The following is a 19503-nucleotide window of genomic DNA, read 5'->3' as shown; positions in this document are numbered from 1 at the left end:
CTCACCTCCGACCGGGAAGGACGGCGTCGACCAGGTGGGGGCCGGGCTCGGCCAGCGCCGCGCGCAGCCGGTCGGCCAGCTCCTCCGCCGTCGTCGCCCGGGTGGCCGGCACCCCCATGCCGGTGGCCAGCGCGACGAAGTCCAGGCCCGGGCCGCCCAGGTGCAGCAGCTGCCCGGCGCGCTCGCCGTCGCCCCGCGCACCCACGCGGGACAGCTCGTGCTCGAGGATCGCGTAGGAGCCGTTGTCGCAGACGACGACCGTGACGTCGAGCCGCTCGCGGGCCATCGTCCACAGCGCCTGGATGGTGTACATAGCGCTGCCGTCGGCCTGCAGGGCGAGCACCGGCCGGTCCGGGCTGGCCACCGCCGCGCCGACCGCCATGGGCAGCCCGTCGCCGATGGCGCCGCCGGTGAGCGAGAGCCAGTCGTGCCGCGGCGCCCCGGAGGTGAGCTCGGCCAGGCCCACGCCCGAGGTCAGCGCCTCGTCGACCACGACCGCCCCGTCCGGCAGCAGCGCCCCGACCACCGCGGCCATCGACCGCGGGGTCAGCTCGCCCGACGGGACCTCGGGGCGGGAGGCCTCCAGCAGGTCCGGCTTGGCGTCCGGCGCGGCGAGGTCGGCCAGGGCCTGCAGCGCGGCCACGCCGTCCTCACCGCGCGCGGAGAGCACGTGCACCGTGCAGTCCTCCGGCACCGGTGTCCCCGGGACCCCGGGGTAGCCGAAGAAGTGCACCGGGGCGGTCGCGCCGGCGAGCACGAGGTGTGCCGTCCCGGCCAGCGCGGCCATCGCCATCTCCGGCGGGTAGGGCAGCCGGCCGACGTCGGGCAGGCCTGCCCCGCGGACCATCCGGGTGGGGAACGTCTCGGCCAGCAGCCGCGCGCCGGTGCCGGCGGCGACCTGGCCCGCGGCCAGCAGCCCCTCCTCGCTCGCCACGACGTCGCCGCCGAGCAGGAGGACCGTGGGTTCCCCGGTGGTGAGCGCGGCGGCCACGTCGGACACCACGGCGGCGGGCACCTGCGGCGCCGGCCGCACCCGCACCGGGTCGGCCGGCGTCGCGCCCTCCTCCCAGGAGACGTCGGCGGGCAGGACCAGCGTGGCGACCGCCCCGCGGGCGGCCGCGGCGACCGCCTCGGCCGCGTCGGCGGCGACGTCGGCCGGGGACAGCGAACGGCGCACCCACCCCGACACCGCCCCGGCCAGCGCGTCGACGTCGGACTCCAGCGGCGCGTCCAGCCGCTTGTGCGAGCGGGCGTGGTCGCCGACGACGTTCACCACCGGCGCACCCCCGCGCCGCGCGTTGTGCAGGTTGGCCAGGCCGTTGCCCAGGCCCGGCCCGAGGTGCAGCAGGGTCGCCGCGGGGCGGCCGGCCATCCGGGCGTAGCCGTCGGCCGCGCCGGTGGCCACGCCCTCGAAGAGGGTCAGCACGCCGCGCATCTCCGGCACGTCGTCCAGGGCTGCGACGAAGTGCATCTCGGAGGTGCCGGGGTTGGCGAAGCAGACGTCGACCCCGGCCCCGACGAGCGTGCGGATGAGCGCCTGGGCGCCGTTCACCGGGCGCGTCCCCCTCGACCCTGCTGCGGTGCCGTCACGGCAGGTTCGGCATGCCGGCCTGGATCTCGCGCACCTCGAAGTGCGCCATCGTCGCGCCCCCGGTGGCGAAGTTGGCGACGTCGGCCGCAGCGGACTGCCCCTCGGGCGAGGCGAACGCCTTGCCCATCGCCTCCTCGGACTCGAAGTCCAGCTCGGCGACGAGGTACGGCACCTGCTGCGAGGGGTCGATCGCCTTGGCGTGGCCGACGCTGAACCGCAGCACCCCGGGCATCTCCATCGCCAGGGGGACGTGGGTGTCGCGGTAGTACTCGTCGAACGACCCCGGGTCCTCGGGCTGTCCGTAGCTGACCACGAGCCTGTGCACCATGTGGGCACCTCCATCCGGCCCGGGCCCCGCTGCCCGGGAGTGGCCCCACCCTGGCAGGAGCGGGGCCACTCCCGCGACCTCTAGAACGTGATGACCAGCCGCCCGCGGATGCCGCCGCCCTCGAGCAGCCGGTGGGCCTCGGCGCCCTGCTCCGCGGGGAACGTGCGCGCCACCCGCAGCGACACGACCCCCTGCTCGGCCAGCTCGCGCAGCCCGTCGAGGCGCGCCTGCTCCTCGGCGTAGGTCCGGACCAGGACCGGGTGCACCCGCAGCCCCCGCTGCCCGTCCCCCCGGTAGCCGCGGACCGTGGCGACCGTGCCGCCGTCCCGCACCGCGGACAGCACCCGCTCGTCCTGCACCGCCCCGTCGGCCAGGCCGTCGACCCCGTCGGGGTACCGCTCGCGGATCCGTTCGGCGACGTCGTCCCCGCGCCGGACGACGACGTCGGCGCCGAGGTCGCGGACGAGCTGCTCGTCGGCCTCGGAGGCGTCGGCGACGACGGTCAGCCCCTCCTGCCTGGCCAGCTGGACGACGTAGCCGCCGAACGCACCGGCCGCGCCCGTGACGGCGAGCACCTGACCGGGCTGCAGCGCCATGCGGTCGAGGGCCAGCCGCGCGGTGAGCCCGTTCATCGGCAGCGTCGCGGCCTCGGCGTCGGTGCTGTCCTCCGGCGAGCGGGCGACCGACCCGACCGGGACGACGAGGTCCTCGCGGTAGCCGCCGTGCGCGCCCGAGGGCAGGACGATCGCCATCACCCGGTCGCCGACCCGCAGGTCGGTGTCCACCCCCGGGCCGATCTCGGCGAGCGCGCCGGCGGCGTCCATCCCCGGCACCTTCGGCATCTCCTCCACCGGGTCGCGCTCGGCGTAGACGCCGTTGCGGACGTAGGTGTCGGTGGGGTTGACCGTCGCGGCGGTCACCCGCAGCCGGACCTGCCCCGCCCCCAGCGGCTCCGCCGGGACGTCGACGACGCGCAGGGCCTCCGGGCCTCCGTACTCGGTCACTCCGACAGCTCTCATGGCCTCAGCCGGTACCCGTCGGACGACGCGGGTCCCCCGCCTTCCGCCCGGCAGAACCCGCTGGGGTCGAGTGCACCGGTGTCGGTCGGCTGGTGCGCCGCCATCGCGCTGGTCGGCCACCTGTGGGCGCGCGGGACTACGAGCGTCGGCCGGCCCGCTGACCGCACGCCGTCCGGCGTGTCGGGAATGGGTCGCGCGCGGCCGTCGCTGAACGGGGCACTCCCCCCGATCGTGAGAGGTCGCGCATGCCCGCACTGCTGCAGCACCGTCCCACGCCCGCTCCCGCGACCGAGGGGACTCCCCGCTCCCGCCGGCCGTTCCCGCGCCGGCTGGTCGCCGCGGGCATCGGCGTCGCGGTGCTGGTCCCGGTCGCCGCCCAGGTGCGTGACTGGCTGCCGGGCGCCCCGCTCGAGCAGCAGGTCGTCGACCGCAGCACGACGCCGCTGCTGCTGGCGCTCGACGACCTGCACGAGTACCACGCCGCCACCGGCACCTTCCAGGTCGTCGTCGACCGCGAGGTGGACACCCGGTACCTGCCGTCGGTGATCAGCGGCGAGCGGGTCAGCTTCCTCGCCACGGGCACCGCCGACGCCTACGTCGACTTCGAGGGCCTGGACGCCGGCCGCGTGGAGCTCTCCGCCGACGGCACGTCGGCCACCATCGACCTGCCGGCCCCGCGCCTGGCGGAGGTGCGGGTCGACCCGACGCAGAGCCGGGTGCTCGACCGTGACCGCGGGCTGCTGGACCGGGTCGGGGACGCGATCGGTGACGACCCGGTGGACGACACGGAGCTGTACGCCCTGGCCGAGGAGAAGCTCGCCGGGGCGGCGGCCGCCAGCGACCTCGTGGCCCGCGCGGAGGACAACACCCGGAGCATGCTGACCACACTGGCGCAGTCGCTGGGGGTCGAGCAGGTCGAGGTCCGCTTCGCGGAGGCCCCCGGCGCTGCCGGCTGAGAGCGGCCCCCGGCGCCGCCGGCCGACGTGGTCCCCCTGCGGGTGCTCGTGCTCTGCGTGCGCCGGGTACGCAGAGCACGAGCACGCGCCGGACACCTCGCGGCCCCGGACACCTCACGGCCCCCGGCCCCCTCGCGGAGGGCCGGGGCCGCGGTCGTGTCGTCAGCGGTCGATCGCGTACTCCTTGAGCAGGCCGCGGCTGATGATCGTCTTCTGGATCTCGCTGGTCCCCTCGCCGATGAGCAGGAACGGCGCCTCGCGCATCAGCCGCTCGATCTCGTACTCCTTGGAGTAGCCGTACCCGCCGTGGATGCGGAAGGACTCCTGGGTCACCTCGGCGGCGAACTCGCTGGCCAGCAGTTTGGCCATGCCGGCCTCGACGTCGTTGCGGGAGCCGGCGTCCTTGAGCCGCGCGGCCCGCACCATCATCGCGTGGGCGGCCTCGACCTTGGTGGCCATCTCGGCGAGCTTGAACGCGATCGCCTGGTGCTGGGCGATCGGCTTGCCGAACGTCTCCCGCTGCTGGGCGTACTCGATGGCCAGCTCGAAGGCCCGCAGGGCGATGCCGCAGCCGCGGGCGGCGACGTTGACCCGGCCCACCTCGACGCCGTCCATCATCTGGGCGAAGCCGCGGCCCGGCGTCCCGCCGAGGACGTGCTCGGCCCCGATGCGGAAGCCGTCGAACACCAGCTCGGTGGTGTCCACGCCCTTGTAGCCCATCTTGTCGATCTTGCCGGGGACGGTGAGCCCGGGGAGTACCTCGCCGAAGCCCGCGGGCTTCTCCACGAGGAGGGTCGTGAGGTTCTGGTGCGGCTTCTCGGCGCCCTCGTCGGTGCGCACGAGCGCGGCGACCAGCGTCGAGCTGGCGCCGTTGGTCAGCCACATCTTCTGGCCGTCGACCACGTACCCGTCGCCGTCGCGCACCGCCCGGGTGCGGATGCCGGCGACGTCGGACCCCAGCCCCGGCTCGGACATGGAGAACGCCCCGCGCACCTCGCCGGCGGCCATGCGCGGCAGCAGGCTCTGCTTCTGCTCCGGCGTCCCGTGCTGCATGACCATGTACGCCACGATGAAGTGGGTGTTGATGACACCGGAGACGCTCATCCAGCCGCGGGCGATCTCCTCGACCGCCAGCGCGTAGGTCAGCAGCGACTCACCGAGGCCGCCGTACTCCTCGGGGATGGTCAGCCCGAAGACCCCCAGCTCCCGGAGCCCGTCGACGATCTCCTGCGGGTAGACGTCGCCGTGCTCGAGCTCCTGCGCGTTCGGGATGATCTCCTTGTCCACGAACTGCCTGACCGTCGCCAGGATCTCCTGCTGGATGTCGGTCAGGTCGGCGGTCTGGGCCAGGCGGGTCATCGCTCGCTCCTCCGGGACTCCGGTGTCCGTGGTTACCGGCGAGTATGGGCCACCGTCGCCGACGGCCCGGTGTGGTCCCGGTCACCTCGGGCGAATGCCGTCGGCGCGGGCCTGCGCCGACGGGGTGGGCGCCGCCGGGGTCGGCGTCCCCGGGGTTAGCGTCGCGGGGGTGAGGTCCCTGGCCGCCGCGCTCGCCGCCCTCCTGCTGCTCTCCGGTTGCGGCAGCACCGACGACGCCCCGCCGGAGGAGCCCGCCCCGGCCGAGGCCGAGCAGTCCGCCGCCGCGTCGGCCGACCCGGCGGCCGCCACCACCCCCGACGAGGCGGCCCTGGCGGTCGCGCTGCGGGCGGCCGACCTGCCGGCGGGCTGGTCGGTGCAGGCCAACCCCGTCGCCGACGGCGACCTGTCCGACGACCCGAGCCTGTCGGGCATCTGCGGTGTCGCCTTCGCCTCCGAGGAGCACCGGACGACCAAGCACCCGATCGTCGGGATCGACCCCCGGGGCGCCGCGACGGTCGTGTCGGAGGCCATCGCCTACGACTCAGCCGCGTCCGGCGAGCTGGCGCTGACCGAGCTGCGCGACGCCTTCGAGTCCTGCCCGGCCGGCGACCGGGTCCTGGTGGAGCCCCCGGTCGTCGACGGCCTGGCGGGGACCGTGGTGGTCGCGCGCTACCGGCTGGAGGACGGCACGACGCAGGACGTCCTGGCCCAAGGGCGTGGCGCGGTGGTGTCGGTGCTCATCGCGGAGGATCCTGCGGCCGGCGCGACGGCGGCACGGGCCGTCGCCGCCCGGATGGCCGCCCTGCCCGGCGCAGCGGTCGACCGCTGACCGGCAGCGACGAGAGGACACGATGAGCACCACTGACGACGGGCTGTACCGGGGCGACCCCCCGCCGGCGCCTCCACCGCCCCCGCCGGGGTACGGCCCACCTCCGGGGTACGGCCCCCCTCCGGGGTACGGCGCCGGCTACGGGCCGCCGCCGGGCTACGGCTACGGCCCTCCCCCCGGCTCCTACCGGCGCCCCACCAACACCCTGGCCATCCTGGCGCTGGTCATGGCCTTCGTCTTCGCCCCGGCCGGGCTGGTCCTCGGCATCGTGGCGCGCCGGCAGATCCGGGAGACCGGCGAGGAGGGCGACGGCCTGGCCCTCGCCGGCATCATCGTCGGGGCGATCGCCTGTGCGTTGGTCGTGCTCGGCATCGTGCTGTGGTTCGTCGCGCTCGCGTCGCTGTCGAGCGCCTCATTCGGCCCCTGAGGAGCGGCCCGCCCGGGAGAACCGGGCGGGCCACCGCTCGCTGGCGCTCAGCCCTCGGGCGGGGTGAACGAGGACGTCCGCTGCATGCCGGCGGCCCGCCCCTTGCCCGCGATGACCAGCGCCATCTTTCGGCTGGCCTCGTCGATCATCTCGTCGCCGAGCATGGCCGACCCCTTGGCGCCACCGGCCTCGGAGGTGTGCCACTCGTAGGCGTCGAGGATGAGCTCGGCGTGGTCGTAGTCCTCCTGGGACGGCGCGTAGATCTCGTTGGCCGCGTCGATCTGGCCCGGGTGCAGCACCCACTTGCCGTCGAAGCCGAGCACCGCCGAGCGCTTGGCGACCTCGCGGAACGCGTCGACGTCGCGGATCTGCAGGAACGGGCCGTCGATGGCCTGCACGCCGCGGGCACGGGCGGCCATGAGGATCTGCATCAGGATGTAGTGGAACGGGTCGCCGGCGTAGTCCGGGTGCAGGGCGCCCACCACCAGCGACTTCATGTTGATGCTGGCCATGAAGTCGGCCGGGCCGAAGATGATCGTCTCGATCCGCGGGCTGGCGAACGCGATCGCGTTGACGTTGATCAGGCCCTGCGCGTTCTCGATCTGCGCCTCGATGCCGATCCGGCCGACCTCGAGGCCGGTGGCCTTCTCGACCTGGGTGAGCAGCAGGTCCAGCGCCTGCACCTGCGCGGCGTCGACCACCTTGGGCAGCATGACGCAGTCGAGGTTCGCGCCGGCGCCCTCCACGACCTCGACCACGTCGCGGTAGGTCCACTCCGTCGTCCAGTCGTTGACCCGGACGGTGCGGATCTTCTCGCCCCAGCCGCCCTCGTTGAGCGCCGCGACGATGTTCTTCCGGGCCCCCGGCTTGGCCAGCGGAGCGCAGGCGTCCTCCAGGTCGAGGAACACCTGGTCGGCCCCCAGGCCCTTCGCCTTCTCCAGGAACCGGGGGTTGCTGCCCGGGACGGCCAGGTTGGAACGGCGGGATCGGAGCTCGGCCACGGTGCCTCCGTCGGGGTGGTGGGCGGGCGGACAACACAGCTGGGGTCGGTTCGTCCCCGGAGGGTAGCCAGACTGCAGGTGGCTCAGGTCGCGGGCTCGACCAGGGTCTCCGGCCGGCTGGCCCGCACGACCAGAGCCACCCCGAGGACGACGAGCAGCACCCCGGGCAGCGCCAGCAGCGGCGGGACCTGGCCGAGCAGCACCAGGGCGAACAGCAGCGCGCCCGGCACCTCGAGGAGCACCACCAGGCTGACCATCGTCGGGCCGACCGAGGAGAGCACCAGGTTGAGCAGCGTGTGCCCGAGCAGCTGGGCGCAGAACGTGATCGCGGCGATCAGCAGCCAGTCCCGCGCGGCGAAGCCCCCGAGCGGCACCCCGGTGACGACGGCCGCGACGGCGACCGTCGCCGCGCACACGGAGTAGCAGACGACCGCGTAGGCCGACGTGGACAGCCGCTGCCGCGCCCGCGCCCCGGCCAGCACGTACCCGCCGGCGCAGATCGCCCCCAGCAGGGCCAGCCCGTCGCCGGCCAGCGCCCGCAGGCTGACGGTGACGTCCACCCCCGCGATGAGCGCGACGCCGAGCACGGCGAGCACCAGGCCCCACCAGATCGCCGCGGACAGCCGCACCCCGCTGAGGCGGGCGGCCAGCGCCGTCCAGATGGGGGTGGTGGTGACCAGCGCCGTGGAGGCGGCCACGGTCGTCATGGACAGGCTCGGCAGCCAGGCGGCGAAGTGCGCGGCGAGGAACAACCCGGCGACGACGGAGCTGCCGAGGTCGCGCGGCCGCAGCCCGGAGAGCTGCGCGCGCTCGCGCAGGAGCAGCACCGGGAACAGCGCCGCGGCGCCGCCCACGTTGCGCCAGAACGCCAGCGCGAGCATCGGCGCGGCCATCAGCGTGGTCAGCGGCGCGGAGAGGGAGATGCCGACGACCGCGACGGCCATGATCCCGACGTCACGCCCACCGGGGCGGTGGACCGCCCAGGCGCCGGAGGCCCCGCCCGGCGCCGCCCGGCCCTCCTGCTGGGAGGCAGAGGGGAGGGGGTCCTCCCTCAAGGCACCCGGATCCGGCCGCGCGCGACCGGCACCACCGCGCCCTGGACGGTCGCCCCCACCGCGCGGCCGCCCGAGGCGGTGACGGTGCAGGCGAGCACCGACGGCCGGCCCATCGCCTCGCCCTGCCGGACGACGTAGGACGACGTCCCCTCGGGGGCCAGCAGCCCCGTCGCGACCAGCCAGACCCCGGCGCCCAGGGCCGCCGAGCCGGTCGCCGGGTCCTCCCCCCACGCCAGGTCGCCCGCGAACACCCGCGCGTACGCGGTGGAGGTGGCGGCGTCCCACGACAGCACCGAGACCCCCTCCCCCACCCCGAGCTCGCCGAGCAGCGCGGGGACGGGCGCGGCGTCGTCGACGACCTCGCGGCGCACCGCGAGGTAGGTGAACGGCAGGCCGCACCCGGCGACGTGCGCGGGCACCCCCACCGCGTCGGCGGCCGACAGGCCCACCGCCTCGGCGAGGGTCCCCGGTCCCGGGCCGTCCTCCAGCGTGGGCCGGCCGCCGGAGAGCGTCGCGCCGTCCGCCTCGACCACCACGTCCAGGACCCCGGCGCCGCACTCCTGGCGCAGCGTGCCCTCGGCCAGCCGCCCGGCGCGCACCAGCGTGTGCGCCGCGCCGACGCTCGGGTGGCCGGCGAAGGGCAGCTCGGCGTACGGGGTGAAGATCCGCACCCGGTAGTCGGCTCCGGAGCCCTCGCTGGGCGCGCACAGGAACGAGGTCTCCGAGAGGTGGAACTCGTTGGCCAGCGCCTGGCACTGCTCGGTGCTCAGCCCGTCCGCGTCGAACACCACGGCCAGCGGGTTGCCGGCGAAGGCGCGGGGGGCGAAGACGTCGACGACCTCGTACTCGAGCTCGGCTCCGGGGGACGACACGTCCCCGACGGTAGCCTCAGCGGTCGGTGACCGAGCCGCGAGGTCACCGGCCGATCCAGCATGCCCGCTCGGGGCGGACGAGCGCCGGCGAGGAGGTGCCATGACCACGGTGACCAGGGCCTACGTGTCCCGGCTCGCGGGGATGCCCGTCTTCGACCCCAACGGTGACCGCGTCGGCAAGGTCCGGGACGTCGTCGTGGCGCTGCGCGTCGGCACCGCACCGCCGCGCGTCCTCGGCCTGGTGGTCGAGGTCGTGGCCCGCCGCCGGATCTTCGTGCCGATGGGCCGGGTGACCGCCCTGGACCCGGGCTCGGTGGTGCTCGGGTCGGGGACGCTGAACCTCAAGCGCTTCGAGCAGCGCCGCGGGGAGACCCTCGTCCTCGGCGAGCTGCTCGACCGGCGGGTGCAGATCGCCGAGTCCGGCCGGCCAGCCCACGTCGTCGACGCCGGCATGGAGCAGACCCGCACCGGTGACTGGGTGCTCTCCAAGCTCGCCGTCCAGGAGCCGGGCCGGCTCGGCCGCCGGGGGCAGCTGCACCAGCTCAACTGGGACGAGGTCATCGGGCTGGCCCTCCCCGAGACCGGGCAGGGCGCCGAGACGCTCATCGCCACCTACCGCGAGCTCAACGCCGCCGACCTCGCCCACGCGCTGCAGGACCTGCCGATCAAGCGGCGGCACGAGGTCGCCGAGGCGCTGGACGACGAGCGGCTGGCCGACGTGCTGGGGGAGCTGCCCGAGGCCGACCAGATCACCATCCTGGGCACGCTCGAGGAGAGCCGGGCGGCCGACGTGCTCGAGGTGATGGACCCCGACGACGCCGCCGACCTGCTGGCCGAGCTGTCCAACGTCGACCGCAACCGGCTGCTGGAGCTGATGGAGCCCGACGAGGCCGAGCCGGTGCGCCAGCTGCTGCAGTACTCCGAGGACACCGCCGGCGGGATCATGACCAGCGAGCCGGTGATCCTGACCCCCGACGCCACGATCGCCGAGGCGCTGGCCCGGGTCCGGGAGCCCGAGCTCTCCCCGGCGCTGGCCAGCCAGGTCTACGTCTGCCGTCCGCCGTCGGCCACCCCGACCGGCCGGTACCTGGGCCTGGCACACATCCAGCGGCTGCTGCGCGAGCCGCCGTCCACCCTGGTCAGCGGGGTCCTCGACGACATGGAGCCGCTCCGGCCGGAGGCGCCGCTGGGTGAGGTGACCCGCTACTTCGCGACCTACAACCTGGTCGCGGCGCCGGTCGTCGACCCGCAGGGCCGGCTGGTGGGCGCGGTCAGCGTGGACGACGTCCTCGACCACCTGCTGCCCGACGACTGGCGTGAGCGGGCCCGCCGTGGCTGAGGGACGGCGGCTCGACGTCCCGCGGGGCGCGCGCGGCTTCGGCAGCTTCCTGCGGCTGGACCCCGACGCGGTCGGCCGGTTCGCCGAGGCCATCGCCCGCTTCCTGGGCACCGGCCGCTTCCTCGCCGTCCAGACGGTGGTCGTGGCCGTCTGGATCGCGCTCAACGTCTTCGCCGTCCGGCTGCAGTGGGACCCCTACCCGTTCATCCTGCTGAACCTGGCCTTCTCCACCCAGGCCGCCTACGCCGCGCCGCTGATCCTGCTGGCCCAGAACCGGCAGGCCGACCGCGACCGCGTGCAGGCCGAGGAGGACCGCGCGCGGGCGGCGACCACCCGCGCGGACACCGAGTACCTGGCCCGCGAGCTGGCCGCGCTGCGGGTCGCCATCGGTGAGCTCGCGACCCGGGACTTCATCCGCGGCGAGCTCAGCCGGCTGACCGAGGAGAACGCCGAGGACGCCGAGCGGCGCGAGCGCAAGGCCCGGAAGAAGCGCGAGGCCGCGGCCCGCGAGGCGACCGGCTGAGGCCCGCCTCGGCCCAGCAGCTGTCCCAGGACGTCCAGGCCCCGGCCGGCCAGGTCGCCGGGGCGAGCAGGACCACGGCCCACAGCCGGGTGCGGGTGGCGGTCACCGCCGCATGATCGGCGAGGAGCGGCGGCCGGTACCGGCGACCCGCCGGTCCTGTCGTCCCCCCGCGGCACGATGACGCCGTGACGCGCACGCACACCGTCACCGGGTCGCCGATCGGCCCGCTGACGCCCGTGGCCGAGGACGGCGCACTGGTGGCGCTGTTCATGGACCTGCCCGGCCGGCCTCCCGACCCGGCCGTGCTCGGGGAGCGGGACGACACCGGGCTCACCGACGTCGTCCGGCAACTCGAGGAGTACTTCTCCGGCGACCGCACCGCGTTCGACCTCGCCCTGCGGCCGTCCGGCAACGACCTCCAGCTGGCTGTCTGGCGGCTGATGACGGAGATCCCCTACGGCGAGACCCGCAGCTACGGCTCCCTCGCCACGCGGCTCGGCGACCGGACGCTCGCGCAGGCGGTGGGCGCGGCCTGCGGGCGCAACCCGCTGCCGGTGGTCGTCCCGTGCCACCGGGTGGTGGGCGCCGACGGCAGCCTGGTCGGCTTCGGCGGCGGACTGCACCGCAAGCGGCTGCTGCTCGACCTCGAGCAGCGCGGCCAGCGGCTGTTCTGAGCCCGCGTCAGCCGGTGAGGACGTGGACCAGCGCCCCGGCGGCCCCGGCGAGCACGAGGACGACGATGAACGGCGCGCGCAGGGCCAGCGCCAGTGCGGCGACCGCGAGCCCGGCCAGCCGCCCGTCGACCACGATCCGACCGTCGCTGGTGAGCGCCTGGACGGCGACCAGCGCGGCCAGCAGTGCCGCGGGGACGAAGTCGACGACCCGCGCCACCCAGGGCTGCTCCACCCAGGCCGCGGGCACCGACAGCCCGGCCAGCTTGAGCAGGTAGCACCCCAGCGAGCCGGCCAGGACGGTCACCCACAGCGCGGTGCCGGTCACGGGCTCTCCTCGCCGGCGCTCGTCCACCCCGTGCCCGTGGGTGCCGTGCTCATGCGTGAGCTCACACGCTCGGTCACGTGCCCTCCTCCGCGGCCACCGTCGGGCGCGGCCGGCCGGCCAGGGCGACGGCCACCACCGCGGCGATCACCTGCACCCCCGCCGGGACGAACGGGGTGAGGGCCAGCGCCACCACCGCCCCCCCGACGGCCACCCGGCGCTGCACCCTCGCCTCGGGGGAGGTGCGCTGCAGCCGCGGCCAGAGCAGCGCCAGGAACGCCGCGGGGACGACGGCGTCGAGGGCGGCCAGCGCCGGACCACTGAGCGCGGCCGCGCCGAGGGAGCCCACCACAGTCGTGAGGTTCCAGACCACGAAGATCGTCGCGCCACCGGCGAGGAAGGCCAGCCGGGCCAGCCCCCGGTCCGGCGCGGCGATCGCCAGCGCCGTCGTCTCGTCGATGACCCAGTGCGCCGCGGAGGCCCGCCCGACGACCCCGCGCGGGCGCAGCAGCGGCACCAGCCGGACGCCGTAGACGGTGTTGCGGGTGCCCAGCAGCAGCGCGCTGCCGACGGCCGCGGCCGCGCCGCCACCGGCCCCCAGGACGCCGACCAGCGCGAACTGCGAGGCACCGGTGAACATCACCAGGGACATGGTCATCGCCTGCCAGAGGTTCAGCCCCGCGGCGTCGGCAGCGGCGCCGAAGGCCACCCCGTACAGCCCGACCGCCAACCCCAGCCCGACCGCGTCGCGCAGGGTGGCGGAGCGGTCGGCGGGCACGGACGGAGGCTAACCACCGGGTCCGACGACCTCCGGGGGTGCGTACCGGATCACCCCGGCGACCGCCGGTCGGCCGCTGCGACAGCCGTACAGTGGCAGGAGACCCGTGTGCGCAGGTCGCCGCCGCCCTCGGCGGTCCGGCCCGGGTCCCCCGTCGAAGGAGACAGACGAACACCATGTCCGACCAGCTGACCGGCGCGCCGGCCCTCGACGCCGTCAACGCCGCTCTGGCCACCGTCCAGGACCCGGAGATCAACCGCCCGCTGACCGACCTGGGCATGGTCAAGGACGTGCGGATCGACGCCGACGGCACCGTCCACGTCGAGGTCTACCTGACCGTCTCCGGCTGCCCGATGCGCGAGACCATCACCAACCGGGTGACCCAGGCGGTCTCCGCCGTCCCCGGCGTGACCTCGGTGCGGGTCGGCCTGGACGTGATGAGCGACGAGCAGCGCGCCGAGCTGCGCCGCACCGTCCGCGGCACCGACGCCGCCGACCCGGTCATCCCGTTCGCCCAGCCCGGCTCGCTGACCCGCGTCTACGCCGTCGCCTCGGGCAAGGGCGGCGTCGGCAAGTCCAGCGTCACGGTGAACCTGGCCGCGGCCCTGGCCCAGCGCGGGCTGTCGGTGGGCGTCGTGGACGCCGACATCTACGGCCACTCGGTGCCGCGGATGCTCGGGGTCGACGACAAGCCGACCCAGGTCGACAACATGATCATGCCGCCGCAGGCCTACGGCGTGAAGGTCATCTCGATCGGCATGTTCACCCCGGGCAACACCCCCGTGGTGTGGCGCGGGCCGATGCTGCACCGCGCGCTGCAGCAGTTCCTCGCCGACGTGTGGTGGGGCGACCTCGACGTCCTGCTGCTGGACCTGCCGCCCGGCACCGGTGACGTCGCCATCTCCATCGCCCAGCTGCTGCCCAACGCCGAGATCCTCGTCGTGACGACCCCCCAGCTGGCCGCCGCCGAGGTGGCCGAGCGGGCCGGCGCGATCGCGACCCAGACCCACCAGCAGGTGGTCGGCGTCATCGAGAACATGTCCTGGCTGGACCTGCCCGACGGCTCCCGCATGGAGGTCTTCGGCTCCGGCGGCGGGGAGACGGTGTCCGACGCGCTGACCCGCACGCTGGGTGCCCGCGTCCCGCTCCTCGGCCAGATCCCGCTCGACACCCGGGTCCGCGAGGCCGGCGACGCCGGTGCCCCGGTCGTGCTCGCCGACCCGGAGTCCACTGCGGCACGGGCGCTGACCGCCATCGCCGACGGGCTGGCCACCCGCCAGCGCGGACTGTCGGGCATGTCGCTCGGTCTCACCCCGGTCCGCCGCTGACCTGACCCGACAGAGGCCGGTCCCCCCAACCCGGGAGACCGGCCTCTGTCGCGTCTCCTGCGGTGTTCCGCGTGCTCCTGCGGTGGTGCAACAGCCGCGGCAGCGACGAGGAGCCCGCCAGAGCCCGGTCCACGCAGCCACGTGCCGGCCGCGCGGTCGGCAACGGTCCGCTCCCGGCGGCAGTGCGGGCGTTCCTCGCCCTGTGCCGGTCCTGCAGCACCCGCAGTGCGCGAGGAACGCCGGCGATCCCGTCAGGGGACGGCGGCCCGGCCGCGACGACAGATCACGTCGCGTCGGGGTCGAACGGTGGCGGGGTCGCCGCGTCCCGGGTGCGGACGGCGTTGCGGGCGGTCACCGCTCCCCCGGTCGCGGCCAGCCCGGCCGAACCGGTGGCGCTGCCCCGGCGGGTGGTGGGCCCGTCGTCGTCGGCGAGCAGCTGGTTCCGGATGAAGGTCTTGGGGTGGTACTGGCGCAGGTCGAGGTCACGGAACTTCGCGAGGTCGTCGCCCAGCGACTCGTCGACCTGGGCGCGGACGCCGGTGATCGCCTCGCGGACCTTCTTCAGCCCGCTGGCGGCGTCCTTGGCCAGGTGCGGCAGCCGCTCCGGCCCGAAGATGAACAGCGCGGCCAGCGCGAGGACGACGATCTCGCCCCAGCCGATCGAGTCGAACACGCGCTGCTCCCCTTCCCAGCGGACCCGGACCGCCGCGGCCTCCCAGCGTAGGCGGCAGCGCCCCCCGGGTCAGCGCCCCGATCCGGGGGATCCCCCTCAGGCGGTGTCGAGGGTCGCCTCGACCGTCGTCGACGAGCCGCCCCGGACCAGCTCGACGGTGACGGTCTCCCCCGGCTCGTGGGCGTCGATGGCGACGACCAGCTCCTCGGAGCTGCCGACCGGCCGGTCCTCGACGGCGATGATGACGTCCTGCTCGCGGATGCCGGCGTTCGCCGCGCCGCTGCCCGGTTCGACGTTGACGACGAGGGCGCCGTCGCGGGTGCCGTCGGTGACCGAGCGGGCGTTCACGCCGAGCGAGGCGTGCACCGCCTCCCCCGTGCCGATGAGCTGCTCGGCGATGTCACGGGCGGTGTCGATCGGGATGGCGAACCCCAACCCGACGCTGCCGCCGCCGAGCGAGGCGATGGCGGTGTTGATCCCGATCACCTCACCGGCACCGTTGACCAGCGCGCCGCCGGAGTTGCCCGGGTTGATCGGCGCGTCGGTCTGGACGGCGCTGATCACCGCGTTGGTGTCACTGCCCTCCCCCGACAGCCGGACCGGGCGGTCCAGAGCGCTGACGATCCCGCTGGTCACCGTGCTGGCCAGGCCCAGCGGCGACCCGATCGCCACCACCGGGTCCCCGACCACCACGGAGTCCGAGCTGCCCAGCGCGGCGGTGACCAGCCCGGGCTTCTCGACCTTGAGGACGGCGATGTCGCTGGCCGGGTCGCGGCCGACGATGCGGGCCGCGGAGCCGCTGCCGTCGGAGAACACCGCGCGGATCTCGGCGCCCTCGACGCCGTCGGCGCCGGAGATGACGTGGTTGTTGGTGACGATGTAGCCGTTCTCGCCGTCGATGACCACGCCCGAGCCGGTGGCGCCGGCCTCCCCGAGGCGCACCTCGACCGACACGACCGTGGGGGTCACCCGCTCGGCGATGTCGGAGACCGAGCCCGGCTCGCGGGCGATGCCCTCGTCGGTCTCGTTGAGCTGGGTGCCCGGCGCCAGCAGCGGCGTCTCGTCGGCGGTGCGGGTCAGCAGGTAGCCGGCGGCGCCGCCGACGGCACCCACCAGCAGCACGGCGAGCACCACGAGCACCGAGAGCCGGACGGAGAGGTCCCGCAACCGCAGCTTCCGGCGGCCGCGGGGGTCGACGACGAGCGGGCCCGCCTGCTCGGCCTCCTCCTCGAAGACCGCCGGCCCGGTCAGACCGGCCGGGGCGTGGGGGTCCCGCCAGGGGTCGGCGCGGGCATCGGCCTTCCACCACGGGCCCGGGGACGTGCGCCGGCGACCGGGGCGGCCGCCGGGCGGCTCCTCCAGCCCCCGCCGGCCGGGGCCGGGCGGGGCGAAGGCGCGCAGCACCGCCTCGGGCGGCGGCGGCAGCACCGGGGGCGGTGGCGGGGTGGGCCGGTCGCCGGCGAAGCTCCCGGAGACCGCGGCCGGGCGGCCGAAGGCGGCCTGCTGCGCGGGGTGGGGTGCCGGGGTCGGGACGACGGCAGGGGCGGTGCGGGCCGGCGGGGGGTCGAAGGGACCGACGCCCTCCCGTGGCCGCGCGAAGGCCTCGTCGGGCACCGGGGCGCCCTCCTCCACGGAGGCGCCGGCCGGGGGCCGCGACTCGTCCGGGGTCTGCGGGTTCTCGGGCAGCGGGTCCTCCCCGGAGGGTGGTTCGGTGCGGCTGTTCAGGGCGTTCCGCCCGGGGTGCCGGCGGACGGCCGGCCGACGGTGATGGCCCGGACCACCGGCGGCACGATCTCGGTGCGCTCCTCCGGCGAGGGACCGGCCACCGACGCCGGCGGCGGGGCGTCCCCGGCGGCGCCGCCGGTGGGCAGGTTGAACGCGAGCGCGGTCACCCCGAGACCGAGACCGGCCAGGGCCCCGGCGACGCCCCGCCGCAACCAGCGCGCCTGGCCGGGACGCTCGGAGCGGGCCGGTGGCGGGTCCAGCGGCACGGCCCAGGACCCGGTGGTGCCGCGGATCGTCAGCTGGTCCGGGCCGGCGCTGAGCGCGCCCATGCCCCCGCCCGGGACGTCGGCCGTGAAGGGGATCGCCCGCAGGCGGGAGAGCAGGTCACCGGGGACGGCGACGTCGGAGGACTCGTGCAGCGCGTCCTTGGCCTCCCGCTGGGCCTGGACCGCCATCCGGCACTGCGCGCAGCCGGCCAGGTGGCGGGCCGCGCGGGCGGCCGGGCCGCCCCCGAGCTCGCCGTCCACCAGGGCGGTGATGGCCTCCTGGGCCAGGTGGCTCTCCGGGATGTTCACCCCGCGCTCCCCTCGATGACACCGCTGGCGGGGACCCCCGGCCGGCGCGGAGCCAGGTGGGCGAGGGCCTCGCGCAGCTGGACGCGGCCGCGGTGGATGCGGCTGCGCACGGTGCCCAGCTTGATGCCCAGGGTCGCCGCGATCTCCTCGTACGTCAGCCCCTCGATGTCGCACAGGACGACGGCCACCCGGAACTCCGGCGACAGCGCGTCCAGCGCCGCCTGCACCTGCGGGTCCAGGTGGGTGTCGGCGTAGACCTGCTCGGGGCTGGGCGCGGTGCCGGGCAGCCGCTCGGTGTCCTCCGGCAGCGCGTCGAACCGGATCCGCTGCCGGCGCCGCACCATGTCCAGGAACAGGTTGGTGGTGATCCGGTGCAGCCAGCCCTCGAAGGTGCCCGGTGAGAAGTCCGCCAGCGAGCGGAACACCCGCACGAACGTCTCCTGGGTGAGGTCCTCGGCGTCCTGCGGGTTGCCCGACAGCCGGTAGGCCAGCCGGTAGACCCGGGCGGAGTGGTCACGGACGACCTGCTCCCACGTCGGCGCCACCCAGGCCTCGCCACCGGCGGCGGGCGCGTCCGGGCCCGGTGCCGGCGCGGCGGGGACGGCGTCGCTCACGGTCCCAGGATCGCAGACCGACGCCGATCCCGACCCCCCGACGTCGGTGGGTCGATCGGTTCCGGCTCGCTTGGGAGGCACGACCGGTCCAACGGGCCGGCGGTCGGGTGGTGTTCCCGTTCACAGGGAGCTCACAGCTCGCCGGTCGCGGGCGGCCGCGGGGGCACCGGCCACTACCCTCGCCCGGTGATGAGCGTCGCGGGGACGGCGGGCCGGCGAGCACCACAGCCCGGCGGCCGGCGGCGGGGAGCGGGCAGCGCAGCGGGCGCCGGCGTGCGGAGCCGGCAGCCGGCGCGGCACCGACCCGAGCAGCGGAACGAGTCCGGAGTCGAGCAGTGAGCACCGAGGGACCGAGGCCGGGGAGGGACGGCGCCGCGTACGCCGACCGCTTCGCGACCGAGACCTCCGCGCTGGCGGCGGCCCGGTCCCGGGCGGTCCGGCTCGGCGGCCTGCCGCCGGTGGAGCCGGCCGTCGGCGCCACGCTGGCCGTCCTGGCCGCGAGCGGCGGAGCCCGCGCGGTGGTCAACATCGGCAGCGGCGGCGGCGTCGTCGGGTTGTGGCTGCTCGAGGGCATGCGCCCCGACGGCCTGCTCACCGCCCTGGACGGCGAGCCCGAGCAGCTGCGTTCCGCGCGCCGGGCGTTCACCGAGGCCGGCCACCCGCCCGGCCGCACCCGGATGATCTTCGGCACGCCGGCCGAGGTGCTCCCCCGGCTCTCCCCGGGCGCCTACGACATGGTGGTCTGCGCGGGGGCGCCGACCGAGTACGCCCCCCACCTGGCCGCCGTGCTGGACCTGGTGCGGGTCGGCGGCACGGTCGCCTGCCACGGGCTGCTCGCGGGGGACCGCATCGCCGACCGCACCGCGCGCGACGAGCAGACGGTCACCTGGCGCGAGCTGGCCCGGGCCATCCGCGAGCACGACGACCTCACCTCCGCCGTCCTCCCCATCGGGGCGGGACTGCTCGTGGCCACCCGGCGTCGCTGACCGGGAGCGCGGTCAACCGAAGGGGAACTCCGCCACCGGTTCCCACGGCCCGCCCAGGTAGCGCCACAGGCCCAGGCCCCGGGCGGGCACCTGCCCGGGGGTGAACTGCGCGGCCAGCCGGTCCCGCAGTGCCCGGGCGACCGCCGGCTCCACCTTGTTCTGCACGGTGACGTGGGGTGCGTGCCGCTGGCGGTCCTGCGGGGTCAGCCACGGCTCCCACGCCGCGGCGAGGCGGCCACGCAGCTCGGCCAGCTCCGCCGACTCCAGGGTGTAGGCCACACCGCGGCCCAGCAGCCGCAGGCCGGTGACCGCGACCTCGAACGGGGGTCGGGCGGCCGCGGCGGCCAGGTCGGCGGCGACGGCGTCGACCCGCTCGCCGGGGAGCGCGTGGAACAGCGTGACGTGCGCGGCCAGGTGGTTGCGCTCGGCCGGGAAGTGCGCCGCCCGCAGCCGGTCGAACCGCTCCTGTGCCTCCGCCTCCAGCAGCAGCGTGACGACCAGTGGCTCGGAGGACGTCACCGGACCGGCC

General features: G+C 75.7%; 22 protein-coding genes. 8 read left to right on the top strand and 14 right to left on the bottom strand.

Annotated features, from left to right (window positions below; translation table 11 throughout):
* Nucleotide 1: 1 nt before the first annotated feature.
* The 3 genes from ACI79C_RS04695 to ACI79C_RS04685 all read right to left on the bottom strand — a co-directional run bounded on the left by ACI79C_RS04695 (nucleotide 2) and on the right by ACI79C_RS04685 (nucleotide 2923).
* The gene (locus ACI79C_RS04695) at nucleotides 2–1552 is read right to left on the bottom strand and encodes an acetolactate synthase large subunit (protein ID WP_456944459.1); all 1551 of its coding nucleotides are present in this window, start codon (nucleotides 1550–1552) and stop codon (nucleotides 2–4) included.
* 34 nt (nucleotides 1553–1586) lie between these two features.
* Complete coding sequence (locus tag ACI79C_RS04690) at nucleotides 1587–1919, bottom strand: EthD family reductase (RefSeq protein ID WP_456944458.1); 333 nt, start codon at nucleotides 1917–1919, stop codon at nucleotides 1587–1589.
* A gap of 80 nt (nucleotides 1920–1999) precedes the next feature.
* Entirely contained in the window at nucleotides 2000–2923 is a 924-nt protein-coding gene (locus ACI79C_RS04685) for a quinone oxidoreductase family protein (protein ID WP_456944457.1), read from the bottom strand.
* Nucleotides 2924–3183: 260 nt separating this feature from the next.
* Here ACI79C_RS04685 and ACI79C_RS04680 point away from each other — a divergent pair, with 260 nt between their 5' ends.
* On the top strand, nucleotides 3184–3894 hold the full coding sequence (locus ACI79C_RS04680) for a DUF4230 domain-containing protein (RefSeq protein WP_456944456.1): 711 nt from the start codon (nucleotides 3184–3186) through the stop codon (nucleotides 3892–3894).
* Between the two features lie 162 nt (nucleotides 3895–4056).
* Here ACI79C_RS04680 and ACI79C_RS04675 read toward each other — a convergent pair whose 3' ends face one another.
* On the bottom strand, nucleotides 4057–5253 hold the full coding sequence (locus ACI79C_RS04675) for an acyl-CoA dehydrogenase family protein (RefSeq protein WP_456944455.1): 1197 nt from the start codon (nucleotides 5251–5253) through the stop codon (nucleotides 4057–4059).
* 169 nt (nucleotides 5254–5422) lie between these two features.
* Between ACI79C_RS04675 and ACI79C_RS04670 the strand changes: the two genes are divergently transcribed.
* Both ACI79C_RS04670 and ACI79C_RS04665 read left to right on the top strand, forming a co-directional pair.
* On the top strand, nucleotides 5423–6082 hold the full coding sequence (locus ACI79C_RS04670; protein WP_456944454.1) for a hypothetical protein: 660 nt from the start codon (nucleotides 5423–5425) through the stop codon (nucleotides 6080–6082).
* Nucleotides 6083–6104: 22 nt separating this feature from the next.
* A complete protein-coding gene (locus ACI79C_RS04665) occupies nucleotides 6105–6509 on the top strand; it encodes a DUF4190 domain-containing protein (protein WP_456944453.1) in 405 nt (134 codons plus the stop codon).
* 47 nt (nucleotides 6510–6556) lie between these two features.
* On the opposite strand, the gene ACI79C_RS04660 is transcribed toward ACI79C_RS04665, so the two are convergent.
* The 3 genes from ACI79C_RS04660 to ACI79C_RS04650 form a co-directional block, all read right to left on the bottom strand.
* Nucleotides 6557–7510 (bottom strand): HpcH/HpaI aldolase/citrate lyase family protein, encoded by a 954-nt coding sequence (locus ACI79C_RS04660; RefSeq protein WP_456944452.1) that lies wholly within the window; start codon nucleotides 7508–7510, stop codon nucleotides 6557–6559.
* A gap of 83 nt (nucleotides 7511–7593) precedes the next feature.
* Nucleotides 7594–8454, bottom strand: coding sequence for a DMT family transporter (locus ACI79C_RS04655; RefSeq protein WP_456944451.1), 861 nt, complete (start codon nucleotides 8452–8454; stop codon nucleotides 7594–7596).
* A 107-nt stretch (nucleotides 8455–8561) separates the two neighbouring features.
* Nucleotides 8562–9437, bottom strand: coding sequence for a PhzF family phenazine biosynthesis protein (locus tag ACI79C_RS04650; RefSeq protein ID WP_456944450.1), 876 nt, complete (start codon nucleotides 9435–9437; stop codon nucleotides 8562–8564).
* A gap of 100 nt (nucleotides 9438–9537) precedes the next feature.
* Here ACI79C_RS04650 and ACI79C_RS04645 point away from each other — a divergent pair, with 100 nt between their 5' ends.
* The 3 genes from ACI79C_RS04645 (at nucleotide 9538) to ACI79C_RS04635 (ending at nucleotide 11973) form a co-directional block, all read left to right on the top strand.
* The gene (locus ACI79C_RS04645) at nucleotides 9538–10776 is read left to right on the top strand and encodes a magnesium transporter MgtE N-terminal domain-containing protein (RefSeq protein ID WP_456944449.1); all 1239 of its coding nucleotides are present in this window, start codon (nucleotides 9538–9540) and stop codon (nucleotides 10774–10776) included.
* Nucleotides 10754–11299, top strand: a complete 546-nt coding sequence (locus ACI79C_RS04640; protein ID WP_456944448.1) for a DUF1003 domain-containing protein — start codon at nucleotides 10754–10756, stop codon at nucleotides 11297–11299. The genes ACI79C_RS04645 and ACI79C_RS04640 overlap by 23 nt, the downstream gene beginning before the upstream one ends.
* A 185-nt stretch (nucleotides 11300–11484) precedes the next feature.
* The gene (locus ACI79C_RS04635; RefSeq protein WP_456944447.1) at nucleotides 11485–11973 is read left to right on the top strand and encodes a methylated-DNA--[protein]-cysteine S-methyltransferase; all 489 of its coding nucleotides are present in this window, start codon (nucleotides 11485–11487) and stop codon (nucleotides 11971–11973) included.
* Between the two features lie 7 nt (nucleotides 11974–11980).
* On the opposite strand, the gene ACI79C_RS04630 is transcribed toward ACI79C_RS04635, so the two are convergent.
* Nucleotides 11981–12298, bottom strand: coding sequence for an AzlD domain-containing protein (locus ACI79C_RS04630; RefSeq protein WP_456944446.1), 318 nt, complete (start codon nucleotides 12296–12298; stop codon nucleotides 11981–11983).
* A 73-nt stretch (nucleotides 12299–12371) separates the two neighbouring features.
* The gene (locus ACI79C_RS04625) at nucleotides 12372–13073 is read right to left on the bottom strand and encodes an AzlC family ABC transporter permease (RefSeq protein ID WP_456944445.1); all 702 of its coding nucleotides are present in this window, start codon (nucleotides 13071–13073) and stop codon (nucleotides 12372–12374) included.
* A gap of 176 nt (nucleotides 13074–13249) precedes the next feature.
* Here ACI79C_RS04625 and ACI79C_RS04620 point away from each other — a divergent pair, with 176 nt between their 5' ends.
* Nucleotides 13250–14401, top strand: coding sequence for an Mrp/NBP35 family ATP-binding protein (locus tag ACI79C_RS04620; protein WP_456944444.1), 1152 nt, complete (start codon nucleotides 13250–13252; stop codon nucleotides 14399–14401).
* Between the two features lie 283 nt (nucleotides 14402–14684).
* Here ACI79C_RS04620 and ACI79C_RS04615 read toward each other — a convergent pair whose 3' ends face one another.
* From ACI79C_RS04615 to sigE, 4 genes are all read right to left on the bottom strand, one after another.
* Nucleotides 14685–15074 (bottom strand): twin-arginine translocase TatA/TatE family subunit, encoded by a 390-nt coding sequence (locus ACI79C_RS04615; protein WP_456944443.1) that lies wholly within the window; start codon nucleotides 15072–15074, stop codon nucleotides 14685–14687.
* A gap of 96 nt (nucleotides 15075–15170) precedes the next feature.
* Entirely contained in the window at nucleotides 15171–16688 is a 1518-nt protein-coding gene (locus ACI79C_RS04610) for a S1C family serine protease (RefSeq protein ID WP_456944442.1), read from the bottom strand.
* A 107-nt stretch (nucleotides 16689–16795) separates the two neighbouring features.
* Nucleotides 16796–17374: an anti-sigma factor family protein gene (locus ACI79C_RS04605; protein WP_456944441.1), complete on the bottom strand. Its 579-nt coding sequence runs from the start codon at nucleotides 17372–17374 to the stop codon at nucleotides 16796–16798.
* Nucleotides 17371–17988 (bottom strand): RNA polymerase sigma factor SigE, encoded by a 618-nt coding sequence (gene sigE / locus ACI79C_RS04600; RefSeq protein ID WP_456944440.1) that lies wholly within the window; start codon nucleotides 17986–17988, stop codon nucleotides 17371–17373. Before sigE ends, ACI79C_RS04605 begins: the two co-directional genes overlap by 4 nt.
* 335 nt (nucleotides 17989–18323) lie before the next feature.
* On the opposite strand from sigE, the gene ACI79C_RS04595 reads away from it, so the two are divergent.
* Complete coding sequence (locus tag ACI79C_RS04595; protein WP_456944439.1) at nucleotides 18324–18974, top strand: O-methyltransferase; 651 nt, start codon at nucleotides 18324–18326, stop codon at nucleotides 18972–18974.
* Nucleotides 18975–18986: 12 nt separating this feature from the next.
* On the opposite strand, the gene ACI79C_RS04590 is transcribed toward ACI79C_RS04595, so the two are convergent.
* Nucleotides 18987–19493 (bottom strand): 2'-5' RNA ligase family protein, encoded by a 507-nt coding sequence (locus ACI79C_RS04590; RefSeq protein ID WP_456944438.1) that lies wholly within the window; start codon nucleotides 19491–19493, stop codon nucleotides 18987–18989.
* Nucleotides 19494–19503 lie beyond the last annotated feature (10 nt).

Source organism: Geodermatophilus sp. SYSU D00697 (assembly GCF_054050175.1).
Note: the sequence above shows the minus strand (reverse complement) of the source record. Positions and strands in the feature narration are given on the sequence as shown.